Origin of the sequence: Peribacillus sp. FSL K6-1552, from assembly GCF_038005205.1 — a bacterium.
Lineage (GTDB): Bacteria > Bacillota > Bacilli > Bacillales > DSM-1321 > Peribacillus > Peribacillus butanolivorans.
Map to the genome: position 1 here is coordinate 2,879,701 of NZ_JBBOST010000001.1, position 12,115 is coordinate 2,891,815.

Annotated in this window: 11 protein-coding genes and 1 pseudogene; 9 read left to right on the plus strand and 3 right to left on the minus strand. The window is 35.2% G+C overall.

Going from position 1 to position 12,115, the window contains the following annotated elements; genetic code table 11:
• The first annotated feature begins 260 nt into the window (after positions 1-260).
• The gene (locus NST21_RS13940; RefSeq protein ID WP_056519510.1) at positions 261-761 is read left to right on the plus strand and encodes a PCYCGC motif-containing (lipo)protein; all 501 of its coding nucleotides are present in this window, start codon (positions 261-263) and stop codon (positions 759-761) included.
• A 102-nt stretch (positions 762-863) separates the two neighbouring features.
• Here the strand turns inward: NST21_RS13940 and NST21_RS13945 are convergent.
• A pseudogene (locus tag NST21_RS13945) lies at positions 864-1,222 on the minus strand (transposase); the annotation flags it as partial.
• A 217-nt stretch (positions 1,223-1,439) separates the two neighbouring features.
• Between NST21_RS13945 and uvsE the strand changes: the two are divergent.
• Entirely contained in the window at positions 1,440-2,411 is a 972-nt protein-coding gene (uvsE, locus tag NST21_RS13950; RefSeq protein WP_340889672.1) for a UV DNA damage repair endonuclease UvsE, read from the plus strand.
• A 535-nt stretch (positions 2,412-2,946) separates the two neighbouring features.
• Positions 2,947-3,519 (plus strand): site-specific integrase, encoded by a 573-nt coding sequence (locus tag NST21_RS13955; protein WP_223305274.1) that lies wholly within the window; start codon positions 2,947-2,949, stop codon positions 3,517-3,519.
• 515 nt (positions 3,520-4,034) lie between these two features.
• Here NST21_RS13955 and NST21_RS13960 read toward each other — a convergent pair.
• Positions 4,035-4,430 (minus strand): GyrI-like domain-containing protein, encoded by a 396-nt coding sequence (locus tag NST21_RS13960; RefSeq protein WP_340889676.1) that lies wholly within the window; start codon positions 4,428-4,430, stop codon positions 4,035-4,037.
• A 435-nt stretch (positions 4,431-4,865) separates the two neighbouring features.
• On the opposite strand from NST21_RS13960, the gene NST21_RS13965 reads away from it, so the two are divergent.
• The 4 genes from NST21_RS13965 to glaH all read left to right on the plus strand — a co-directional run bounded on the left by NST21_RS13965 (position 4,866) and on the right by glaH (position 8,401).
• Positions 4,866-5,525 carry a GntR family transcriptional regulator gene (locus NST21_RS13965; RefSeq protein ID WP_056519518.1) on the plus strand — a complete coding sequence of 220 codons (660 nt, stop codon included), beginning with the start codon at positions 4,866-4,868 and terminating at the stop codon, positions 5,523-5,525.
• A gap of 19 nt (positions 5,526-5,544) precedes the next feature.
• The gene (lhgO, locus tag NST21_RS13970) at positions 5,545-6,762 is read left to right on the plus strand and encodes an L-2-hydroxyglutarate oxidase (RefSeq protein ID WP_056519520.1); all 1,218 of its coding nucleotides are present in this window, start codon (positions 5,545-5,547) and stop codon (positions 6,760-6,762) included.
• Between the two features lie 26 nt (positions 6,763-6,788).
• Positions 6,789-7,130 (plus strand): DUF3870 domain-containing protein, encoded by a 342-nt coding sequence (locus NST21_RS13975; RefSeq protein ID WP_057213787.1) that lies wholly within the window; start codon positions 6,789-6,791, stop codon positions 7,128-7,130.
• Positions 7,131-7,462: 332 nt separating this feature from the next.
• Positions 7,463-8,401, plus strand: coding sequence for a glutarate dioxygenase GlaH (gene glaH, locus NST21_RS13980; protein WP_340889678.1), 939 nt, complete (start codon positions 7,463-7,465; stop codon positions 8,399-8,401).
• Positions 8,402-8,684: 283 nt separating this feature from the next.
• On the opposite strand, the gene NST21_RS13985 is transcribed toward glaH, so the two are convergent.
• A complete protein-coding gene (locus NST21_RS13985) occupies positions 8,685-9,803 on the minus strand; it encodes an NAD(P)/FAD-dependent oxidoreductase (RefSeq protein ID WP_328116491.1) in 1,119 nt (372 codons plus the stop codon).
• 175 nt (positions 9,804-9,978) lie between these two features.
• On the opposite strand from NST21_RS13985, the gene NST21_RS13990 reads away from it, so the two are divergent.
• A complete protein-coding gene (locus NST21_RS13990; protein WP_190269573.1) occupies positions 9,979-10,572 on the plus strand; it encodes a branched-chain amino acid aminotransferase in 594 nt (197 codons plus the stop codon).
• Between the two features lie 437 nt (positions 10,573-11,009).
• Positions 11,010-11,948: an MBL fold metallo-hydrolase gene (locus NST21_RS13995; protein ID WP_340889682.1), complete on the plus strand. Its 939-nt coding sequence runs from the start codon at positions 11,010-11,012 to the stop codon at positions 11,946-11,948.
• The last annotated feature ends 167 nt before the right edge of the window (positions 11,949-12,115 follow it).

Here is a 12,115-nt window from a genome sequence, read left to right on the forward strand (position 1 = left end):
TAAGTAACTCTAGCTGGTTTTGGATTTTAACCGGAAATTCGCTCATAACCATTCCACTGACACTATCAAAGAAGAAACAAATGAGAATAAATTAATATGGAAGGGTCCTTTAATGAATGCCTTTCTTACATTACTTGAATAATTTAAAAATATCTTTTCATGAAAACATCATTTAATAATGTACTTTTTGTGAAATAACTTGTAGAAATACATTCCACCCCATAAAATGGGAGTAACTATAATATTCAAGGAGTGTACAAATGAATTTTAAATTAATGGCCATAATTGGTATCTGTTCATCTTTACTACTTTCCGGTTGTTCGAATGAAGAAAAAAGTGTTGTGGATAAAGAAACTAGTCATGAAGGCCATTCAGCCCATACTGTTTCAGGAGATCTACAAGAAGAGACTAGCAGTAAGGAAATAGCACCTGAATTTCTATCTGGAAAACCAGAAGAAATGAAAACTATCTATTTAGCGGTTGCTCAAAATCAGGAACTATTAGAAAATATACCATGTTACTGTGGTTGTGGCGAAGAAGCTAACCATAAAAACAATTACGATTGTTTTATCCATGAAAATAAAAAAAGTGGTGAAGTGGTTTGGGACGATCATGGTACTAGATGTGGAGTTTGTCTAGAAATAGCAGCTCAATCCATTTTAGATTTAAGGGATGGGATGTCAATTAAAGATATCCGTACTAAAGTGGATGAAAAATATAAGAGTGGATATGCAAAACCAACACCTACCCCTGAGGTTTAAGTTCATGAATTTCCAAATTAAATAGTTACAAGCGAGTAAATAAATGAAAAAGAGCCTGAAATGAAGTGAACCCAAAAAGTTAGACACTTTATTTAATAGGTCAGCCTTGAAGGCATGAACCCGGTAATCTACCCGGCTCATGCCTTTTAATATTACCTTGATTCGTTTGAGACTGTAGTAATGGATATATTCTTCTTCTAGTTCTTGGTTGAAATGCTCCATGCTTTCAAATTCTTGAAGATAGAGTAACTCTAATTTTAATAGGCCAAAGAAAAGTTTTCAATGACCGCATTATCGATACAATTTCTATTGTGGGACATGCTTTGTGTAATGTTATGTCTTTTTAAATCATGCGAATATTGTTTCATCTGGTAATGCCAGCCCTAATCTGAATGAAGAATGGGTGAATCTTTCGATTCCAAGCGGTCAAAGGCTTTATCTAGCATCTTGGTAACGAGGGCAATGGATTTATAGGTTTTTTTTCCTTCGAAGTACTCTAAAACTGCATGTGATTTTTCGTCTATCGTATATTTAGTCAAAAAAACTGCCCCCCAATTGTTAGATGCTGTCTAACAATTGGGGGGCAGTTCAAATTATGAGGCTCTTTATTATTATTCATATTAAAGATAAATAAGGGAATACTGACAAAAACAACTAAAATATAAGGGGGTTATCCATTTGACTTTAATCCGCCTTGGTTATGTGGCCATGAGTACTCATGTGCCAAACTGCTCACCATCCCAAACCATGACTTTTTCCCAGTTTTCGAAAATTAAGGATAGGGAGGCAGCCATAAGAAAACTTGAACGCATTTCAGTTTCTAATCTTAATAATTGCTGGCGATTACTAATCCATAACGCAGCTTATGATATCCAATTTTTTAGGCTTTCATCTAAACTCATTCCCCTTGTCAATCACCCAGAAATTCCAGAATGGGACTACCTAGAACCAGTTTCAGAAGAACTTGAAAAAATTAAAACCTACCTTACTAATCAGCCAGCTATAAGAATTGATTTTCATCCAGATCATTTCGTCATTTTAAATAGTTCGAATATCGATATACTGAAGACTTCTCTAAAAACATTAAGAATGCATTATACATTATTAAAAAAAATGGGATTGGACCCTGAGCATCGTTGTGTTCTTCATGTCGGTGGTGGTTATGGTGAACATGAACAGGCGCTAGAGCAGTTTATACATAATTGGGGGTTTATACCTGAGTCAATTCAAAAAATGGTGATTCTTGAAAACGATGATACTACATTTACTTTATCGGAAACTCTCTACTTGTGTGAAAAACTAGGAATTCCCATGGTTTTTGATTACCACCATTACCTTGCGCACCATTCGGCATCTGAAAAATGGGTTGATCATTGGAATCGAATACTCCAAACTTGGGATTATTCCAAACTATCTCCGAAGATGCATATTTCTAGCCCAAGATCGGAAAAAGAATTTAGAGCACACGCTGATTACGTTGATCCGGTTATGTTTATGGAGTTTTTACAACAAATAAAAGGAAGTTTACCACAGTTAGATTGTATGATTGAAGCGAAGCAAAAAGATGGTGCACTTTTCCAATTGATGGATCAACTAAGAGCTTACCCGGAAATCGAGATGATTGACGGTGCAAGTTTTTATATCCGCTGAGTGACTTGGATGAAACTTACATTTGATGAAGAGATGTGTAAGGCTCTTTATCAAATGTAATAGAATAAATATTAAATATATATAGTTTACATAATGTTATTATCGTAAATAAAATAAATGGGGAAAATTGTATAATGTCATCAGGAAGAGAAAGGGTATTATTGTAAATAATAATCCAGAAAAAAATACCAGTGTTTGAACTTCTACATTTTTCATATAAAAAAAACAATAAAAGATAAAAAACAGGTCCCATAAATTGATTTTAAGGTGTCCATTTTTAAGTGGTAGGGTATTTCATCGCGATTGTTATAAAGTCTTTCTAAACGCTATTAAAATATATTTAAGGAGATTGGGAGAATTAAACTCTTTATCTATCAATAATATAAGAATATTCCGAATGTAACAAAGGACCTGTATTGATACATTCGGAATCGCGTCAAATCAAGGTTTTTGAGAGCATTATAATTTAAAAAACTTGCCTTTTTTTCGTCAATTCACGTACAATGAAAGAAGAGGAAAGGGGAATGAGTTACTCATGCAAGCAACCTCTCAAAGAATCAAAAATGTCCAGCCGATACGCCGACTGGATCACATAGATAAGATGAAAAAATCTCTATTAAAATATTGCAGCTACCGCGATTATATGATGTTCTCTATCGGGATTAACATTGGACTTCGAATCGGTGATCTTTTACAGTTACGTGTAAAAGATATCCTAGAGGGAACGCATATCGTCATTGTAGAGCAAAAGACAGAGAAAATTAAACGGTTCCTTGTCAACCCTCAACTTCGGAAAGAAGTCCGGAAGTATGTTCGGAAGATGAACCTGAAAAATGAAAACTATTTATTTCCTAGCCGAAAAGGAAATGGTCCAATCACTAGGGTACAAGCATATCGGGTTTTAAACAAAGCAGCAGAAATGGCTGATATTCCGGATGTTGGCACACATACACTACGAAAAACATTTGGCTATTTGCATTATCAAAAATTTAAGGATATCGCTTTACTTCAACAAATTCTTAATCACTCCAATCCAAAAGATACGATGATATACATAGGACTCACACAGGATTTAATGGACGAAACATTGATGGATTTCTATTATTAAAAAAAGGACCAATAAGGTTCTTTTTTTATTTATCATAATAACATTATGTAAACTAGTTATTTTCAATTGTAATTCTAAATTTAAGAGTAAATTATCTAGGATGAATCATTTGTATATAAATGATTCATCTTATAATAAAACCCAGGGGAATAAAATGAGGTAAATCAAAAAAAAGTTTTGTTAGTAAATATATTTACATATAAATTTAATATTCTTTTGGAATAGTTGTTATTTTATAGAACCATCAGCGTACATAATAAATAACTGGAAAGTAGAATTCCTTATATTTAGAAAAGATATTTAAATCTGTACTAACAAAATACTTGATGAATCTAAAATAAAGAGGGAAGAACATGAGGGAATATTGCTCAACAAGAGTAATGACAGTGTCTTTTTCTTCTTAGATATTAGGTGTTAAATTCAATGGGAACATGAGCTAAGGATAGTATAGATAACTATTTTTTAGGGACATAACAAAAGAACCCTATATTTTATAGGGTTCTTTTGTTAATGCATTATTTAATCGCTATATGTATTTCCACTTTTCCATCAGGATAATATTTTTCATAATCCAGGCTATATGCCCTATTCAACTTTTTTTCATCTTCAAGCTGCCATATCTTTTTCCAAGTTTCACCTATGGAATGCTCATCTTGTAAACATTCAAACACTTTATATTCATTTTCTGGAATAATAATTTTTTCATTTGACACTGGAGTTTCAGTAGCAATAGTTAAAGTATAGTCACCACGATAATTACTTGTGTATTGATGGTAAACCCCATACTTAATATCATTTTCAATATTGAAATCATTTATTCTATTCCATAATGACCCAATTTTATCGAATAAATTTTCATCCGTGAAATTATTAGTGCGAATATCGCCAATATTATATACTTCTTTACTCATTATATCCTCACTCCTTTGTATAAATTTGGTTTTTTAGTTAATTGTATCATAGTCAGAAAAAAAGAATCTCCTTTTTCAATATAACAAACGGAAGCATAGTTGAAAAACATAAAGAGGACCAAGTTTTTTTGTCCGCTTTTAAATACCAACATTAATAATTATATAATCTATACAAAGGAGAGGATGTGTCTAAACTGATGAAAAACTCTGTCTTCCATAGAACGACATTATTACGTAGAGTAGAAAAATTAAAGATTGAACTAAAGTAAGCGTAGCAGAAGGTTACTTTCTTTTGTGATAAAAGGTGGATTTTTAGAAATATTGTATCCAATAATTTTTAGATTGGATACAATATCTTTTATTTTTACTATTGTAATCGTTTTATATAGTTGTTATAGTTAAAATTGTATCCAATATTGAAAGGTGGAAGATAAATTGGATAATGCTAATAGAGATAAGTCAACTATCGTAAACAATGTAACAAAAAGTCTTAGACAGGCAATTTTAAACGGGACACTGAAAAAAGGCGAGCGTTTAATTCAAGAGGAATGGGCTGAACGATTAGATGTAAGCAGAATGCCCATTCGAGAAGCGCTTACACAGCTTCAAATGGAAGGTTTAGTGGAAATGGTTCCACACAAAGGAGCTATCGTCACTCCAATAACCCGAGATGATATTGAAGAAATCTACCACACTAGGTCTCTTCTTGAAGGCCTTGCTGTTGAAAAGTCACTTCCCTATTTAACAAAAGAAGACAAAAAACAATTAGAGAAAATATTGATTGAAATGGAAGAGATTCAGTTATCCGATGTAACAAATGAACACTATATTCAATTGAATGCGGCTTTTCATGAAACCCTTCGAAAAGGTTGTCCATGGCCTAGGGTTCAAAAAATGGTAGAAACGCTAGGTATCTCGCCAATTGCGCCCAACTTGCTTATTGATTATTACCCTGAAACGCAGCGGGAACACAGGATGATTTATGAAGCAGCTTTGCGAGGCGATCCTGCAGAACTTCGAGCATCTGTGGAATATCATATTTTACGAACCAAGAATAATTTAATCACGTGTATGGAGTTGCTAAAAAAACCATAAATAATAAGGAGTGGTAATTATGTACGATTTTGCAATTGTTGGTGGGGGAATTGTAGGTTTATCAACGGGAATGGCACTTTATAAGCGGTTTCCTAATGCGAGAGTGGTAGTTATTGAAAAAGAGTCTGTTGTTGCAGATCATCAAACTGGTCATAACAGCGGTGTTATTCATTCAGGAATATATTATAAACCAGGAAGTTTTAAAGCACGATTTGCTCGCCAAGGAAGCAAATCAATGACGGAATTCTGTCAAACACATGGAATCGAACATGATATTTGTGGAAAGGTCATTGTTGCGACAAAGCAAGATGAGTTACCAATTCTTAATGATTTGTATACACGTGGTCTACAAAATGAACTGGCTATAAAAAAAATAAGTGTGGATGAATTAAAGGAAATCGAACCACATGTAAACGGACTTGGTGCGATTCGCGTCCCGCAAGCTGGTATTGTAAATTATCGTCAGGTCAGCGAAAAAATCGCCGATATTATCAAAGAATATGGAGGTGAGATTAAGCTAAATACAAAAGTAGAAAAAATTAACGAGGAATCAGATAGTGTAACGATCGAGACGAACAACGGTACCCTAAAAGCACGAATGGTAATTAATTGTGCTGGGTTGCACAGTGACCGTATTGCAGCAGCAGCGGGGTACAAAACTGATATGAAAATTGTACCATTCCGTGGCGAGTATTTTAAGTTGATACCAGAAAAACGCCATCTCGTTAACCATTTAATTTATCCTGTTCCAAATCCAAAATTTCCGTTTTTAGGGGTCCATTTTACTCGGATGATTAGCGGAGAAGTAGATGCTGGTCCAAATGCTGTGTTAAGTTTTAAACGTGAAGGATATAAAAAAACGGACTTCAATGCAAAAGATTTAACAGAAGTTTTAAGTTACAAAGGGTTCTGGAAACTCGCGAGTAAATTTATGAAAGAAGGGATGGATGAATATGTCCGTTCTTTTAGCAAGAAGCAATTTACGAAAAGCCTCCAGGAGTTAATTCCTGAAATTCAGGAAGATGATTTAATTCCGGCACCTGCAGGCGTTCGAGCGCAGGCCTTACAGGACGATGGGAATATGGTAGATGACTTTCATATTATAATGGGGAAACGTACTGTTCATGTATGTAACGCTCCGTCTCCTGCAGCTACAGCTTCTATTGAAATTGGAAAAGAGGTTGTTAACCGTATTCCAGAACAATCGCACTTATTGGAAGCAGCTTTAATAAAATAAATCATATTTAGAAAGGAAGAAGCCTCATGTTTAATGGTAAAACAATATTTATCGCAGGTCACGCACGTTTACCCCAGGGAATGGCAGCAAAAAGTGTCTTTGAAACGTTAACCATTACTGCAGAAGTCGATGCTAAATATGGGGTTATACTAGAAGCTTCCTGTACATTGGCAACAGAACATGGACGTGAATTTATTGGACGCGTGTTAAAAGGGACTAGTTTAAATGATGGTGTTGATAATGCGATAGAATCTATTCAATCCTATTATCGGGGAAAGGCAACAAATGCGTTGATCGCTGCATTAAAAGACTTAGATCTCCATTTTCAGCAAATTAAGGCCGGGGAAAAACCAAAACAACCGAACTAGATTTTTAATTTAATTTATCTGAATAATAAGTAAAAAGAGTTGACATTAGAATACGAAAGTGTTTTAATTGAATTAAGCCAATATTATGACATTATCACCTTTTGTAAAATACCTTTTCAAAATCGTGAATAGATTATAATAATTGGAAACAGGAAACATAAATAATACATAAACTGCATATTCGCTGTGACTCTATTTGCATAGAGCAGTGAAGTGAATATAAGCCAGTTGTACAAGTTGAATCCTATTTTAGTAGGGAACTTGTGCGACTGGCTTTTTATATTTCCCGTTAACTCATTACCCTATTCTACAAATAACAGGAGGAATTATTCATGAGTATTGCAGAAAAAAAGAAAGCGAAGTTTGAAAAGAAAACTGAAAAATATGAGGTGAAAGTTCACCCGCAAACAGATCGTTTGTATCATATTGAAATCTCAAAAGAGGCAATTGCAAGTTTTTTAGAAGTAGTATTAAAGGATAATCAATCTGTACAACATTTGGAATATACACCATACGCACGTCACATTGTCGCTTCTTACCTATTGGATCAAGTAGGAGAAGAGTTTGGCGAAGTACTTCGGAGCATTGTTCATGATCGAGAGTCTGGCGGATTCACTCTTGGTTTAGAAGGTGTCACTGAAAATACTGATGAATATGTTATTTTCGCAACAGCGATTTCACACTTACTTGGAACTCCAAACCATGATTCAATGTCTGGAAAGTACTATGCACGTTTTAGTGTACAAGATACAGATAGCAGCGATTCATATCTACGTCAGGCATATCGTTTATTTACTCTTCATACAGACGGTACCTTTGTAGATGAGCCGACAGACTGGTTGCTTATGATGAAGACGATCGAAGAAAATGCCCGCGGAGGCGAATCACGTTTATTACACCTTGATGATTGGAAGGAACTTGATAAGTACGTCAATCACCCATTATCAAATCAAAAATTTACGTATAAAGCCCCAAAAAGTAAAAATATTGATCAAGAAATTGAACGTTTAACTTTCTTTAATCATAATAACAAGCCGGGTGTTTGTTTTATCGATCAATTTGTTTATCCTGAGTCCATTGAACAAGCAAAATACCTACGTGATTTCTCTAAATCATTGGAAGCTGATGAAAGTGTAATTGAACTAGAACTTCCTGTTGGTGATTTGGTTGTCGTTAATAATATTTTTTGGCTTCACGGACGTGCTGCATTTGAAAAGGATCCAAACTTGAACCGAGAATTACTACGCCAGCGCGGACGTTTTAACCAATAAGTTTTACCTGTAAACCCTATCGTTTATCTCTATCCCCAAAAACCTTTTAAAGATAAATTCTTTTCCTGCCTTTCGGTTCGGAACGAGAATTTGTCTTTTTTTTCTCTGAATTCGAAACTGAAGTACGATTGCATACCGAAAAGAATGACCCTGGACAAAGGCCGGGGTCATTTAGTGGTAAATCAAAGATATTACTGTTGTCAATCGTCTATTTCTGGGGCACAGTTCATATTCTTAATCTATTTGTTTCGTGTATTTATACATCGAGCGCTAATACAAGAAGTTACATTCCTAGAGCACCCTTCACGTCATACTTTTCTAAATCGATGTCTATTTCTCTATCAAGTGCAAGATTTGCCAGTTGAGAGCCGATATAAGGGCCCATTGTTAGACCGGAAGCACCTAGCCCGTTAGCAACTATGATACCTTCCCAATCAGGTATGGGGCCAATTACTGGAAGGAAATCAGGAGTGAAGGGTCTGAACCCTACTCTTGCTTCAATAAACGTACTATCTGCCAAACCAGGAGCAGTATTTAATGCTTTATTAAAAACTTCCTGCAATCCTCCTGCGGTCATTCGATTATCGAATACTTCCATATTTTCATGTGTTGCCCCGGCTACGATTTTATTATCTTCGAAAGCCAACAAGTATTGGTCACTAGGCGGCATAACAACCGGCCAGTTATTTGTGTTTGTATCCGGCAACCCTAGATGAACAATTTGAGCCTTTTGAAAGCTGACTTGAAAATTGACTCCCAATGGTTCCAGTAACTGATGGGCCCATGCTCCTGCGCATACAATTACTTTATCGGCGGTAATGACCTCATCAGCAATTGTTACACCTGTTACTTGTGAATCGCTATATGTCAGAGCAGCCTCACCATACATAAGTTTCGCTCCGTTTTTTTGTGAAGCACGAAGTAATGAATCACGAAGTGCCCGTCCATCGACTCGTGCGGCTCCACTTATATGAACAGCAGCATATTCGCCGGAAAGAGGCGGAAATAGGGCATTCGTTTCCTCAGAAGTGAGCAAAGTAATATCCCCTATCTCAGGTGCATCTTCTTTTCGTTTTGTCGCTCGTTTCTGCATGGCCAGCAGTTTTTCTTCATCCGTATGTAAGCTGATAGCCCCTACTTGGGCATAGCCAGTCTCTGTTTCCCCGTCCCGTTCAAGCTCTTCAATTAGATTGGGATAAAAACGAGCACCATTTTTCGCAAGGTGATACCAATCTTTATTACGCCGTTGTGAAATCCATGGACACACGATACCTGCCGCAGCGGCGGTGGCTTGTCCTCTATCTAGGCGATCAACAATGACAACATCGGCTCCCATTTTTACAAGCTGATAGGCCGTGGAGGCTCCTAAAATTCCTGCTCCAACTATAATGATTTTTTGCATGTTTAACATCTCATTTCTTTCATTTGTATAAAACCCTCTAGTATAACTATATCGAAGACGTCAAACGATTGCCACAACCGATATATTAATTGATTTTTCACATAGTTATTTTATCTGTAATGAATATGCTATGATTGAAACGGATCATTTTGAAAAGATACTAGGAGGACATACCATGTTAAAAAAACAAATGGAAGCATACATATCAAAAACTTTAAGTGAAAACAAGCTGGAATTGTTTAAAGAAGAATTGGATTATGCAGAGAGACATAAGTTAATCCCTGACGATATTTCTATCGTAGAAAAAGAAAACACTTTCCGCTTTGCTGATGCTTATATCGAACGCAGTAATAAAGAAAGCGAAGAAATGATTTCTGAAGAAACTGCTGCATTTTTATCTCAACCAATTGAGTTTTTAAAAACAAATATAGAGGAATTCCTTTACTTTGAATCTTCATGGTTCGAACTAATCGGGGTTGAGGCACTTTCTTTGGAAGTTGATGATGTATTCAGTACTTATAACGCTATGTTCGGATTAAAATTTCAGAAAAAAATAGGAGATGCTATAAAAGCCTATTTAAATAAGGAGCTCCAAGGCGGTATCGGGTCATTCAGTTTGATGTTCAACCAAGGTGATGGGCTATGGGACGTGAATTTTGCTTTGAATAATGTTAAAGGATTTCGAGAAGACATGTCATTAGGAGAAGCTTTTAGTCTAATCTATAATTTTCTATTTATTCTTGTTGAAACAATCGAGGAAGATAAGTAAAGCGAAGAACCGCCATCATATAGTGATGGCGGTTCTTTTTCATTAAGTTAACTAGTAGTGATTACAATGGAATAAGCAAGCAAAATGACCTCTCTAATAGAATAATTTCTACAAGAATTAAATTTGATGTAAGATTATCGTGGTGCTTTTATACAGCAACTCAACTATTTAAATAAAATAATAATTTGATTTTTTATACCATTATCGATAAATCCAAGGATATTGATTAGAGGAACATCAGAGAACGTGTCGAATTAATAAATTATATACTTTATTTAATAGTTACTTCTATTAACTAGTTACTTGAAAAGTTTGATAACCAAACAATCTCCCTTAAAAGGTATCGCGTAATTACTCGGCGATAAATATTTTTTTTGTTATTAACGGGATGGGAATTCGAAAAGATAATCGATACTAAATTGGAAGGAGAATTAGACTTGCTGAATGAATTGGAAGTTACTCAAGTTACCATTCCATTGCCTTTTAGGTTGGACCACGTTCATTGTTTTCTAGCAGAAGGTGAAAAAGGGTGGACAATTATTGATACAGGATTGAACAACAAAGTAACAAGGGATATATGGAATCCCATAATTGATAAACACGATGTTAATGATATCTTACTTACTCATTATCATCCAGATCATTTCGGCTATGCTGGAACTTTACAAGCATTAACAGGTGCAGATGTTTGGATGACACAAGTGGATGAATTGGCGGGGACGACATATTGGGAACCTGGTTCACTACAATTCCTTAAGGGCAATTATGATGCATGCGGTATTATAGATGATAAAGCATCTGCCTTGTCCAGTGATGAAATTAGCTTTATCACACAGGTAAAACCCTATCCTACTGTGAATCATCACCTTGAAGAAGGGATGAAAATATGTTTTGGCAAGTACGAATATGAAGTGATTTTGACACCTGGACATTCAGACGGGCTAATTACCTTATATAATAAGGAAAATAGTGTCCTTTTCTCAACAGATCATATTTTACCTAGGATTTCACCAAATATCTCTTATTGGTTTCGAGGCATCAACAATCCATTAGAAGCGTTTTTTACTTCATTGAAAAAAATACAAAAGCTGGACGTTGAATATGTCATTCCTTCACATGGAACACCTTTTAAAAATGCCAATAAAAGAATTGTGGAATTATTGGATCACCATCAAGATCGATTAAATGAAGTTTATGAAAACATGAAAGAGCCGATAACCGTAAATACCGCGTGCAATGTCCTTTTTAAAAATTTATCAATCCACGAATCACGATTTGCGGTGGGTGAAACATTGGCACACCTTGAATACCTCTATTCAAACGACCAATGCAGTAAATTCAAACGTGAAGGCATATGGTATTATCAATCCATTTAATTTTTCTTCCTAGTTTTGATTTAAAAAATTAATTTGGTTTATACAAGCTCATACACTTGAGCTTTCAGACTGTAGACAAACTCGATGAAAATCGAGTTTGTCTACAGTTTTTTTGAAGGGTTGTAAAAATTCGAACGTTGATTGGAACGTAGGGCACTCGCTTTCCG

Coding starts and splice junctions, on each gene's coding strand:
- NST21_RS13940 (WP_056519510.1), top strand. CDS start 261: ATGAATTTTAAATTAATGGCCATAATTGGTATCTGTTCATCTTTACTA.
- NST21_RS13985 (WP_328116491.1), bottom strand. CDS start 9,803: ATGCAAAAAATCATTATAGTTGGAGCAGGAATTTTAGGAGCCTCCACG.
- NST21_RS13975 (WP_057213787.1), top strand. CDS start 6,789: ATGTTTAATGGTAAAACAATATTTATCGCAGGTCACGCACGTTTACCC.
- glaH (WP_340889678.1), top strand. CDS start 7,463: ATGAGTATTGCAGAAAAAAAGAAAGCGAAGTTTGAAAAGAAAACTGAA.
- NST21_RS13960 (WP_340889676.1), bottom strand. CDS start 4,430: ATGAGTAAAGAAGTATATAATATTGGCGATATTCGCACTAATAATTTC.
- lhgO (WP_056519520.1), top strand. CDS start 5,545: ATGTACGATTTTGCAATTGTTGGTGGGGGAATTGTAGGTTTATCAACG.
- NST21_RS13990 (WP_190269573.1), top strand. CDS start 9,979: ATGTTAAAAAAACAAATGGAAGCATACATATCAAAAACTTTAAGTGAA.
- NST21_RS13955 (WP_223305274.1), top strand. CDS start 2,947: ATGCAAGCAACCTCTCAAAGAATCAAAAATGTCCAGCCGATACGCCGA.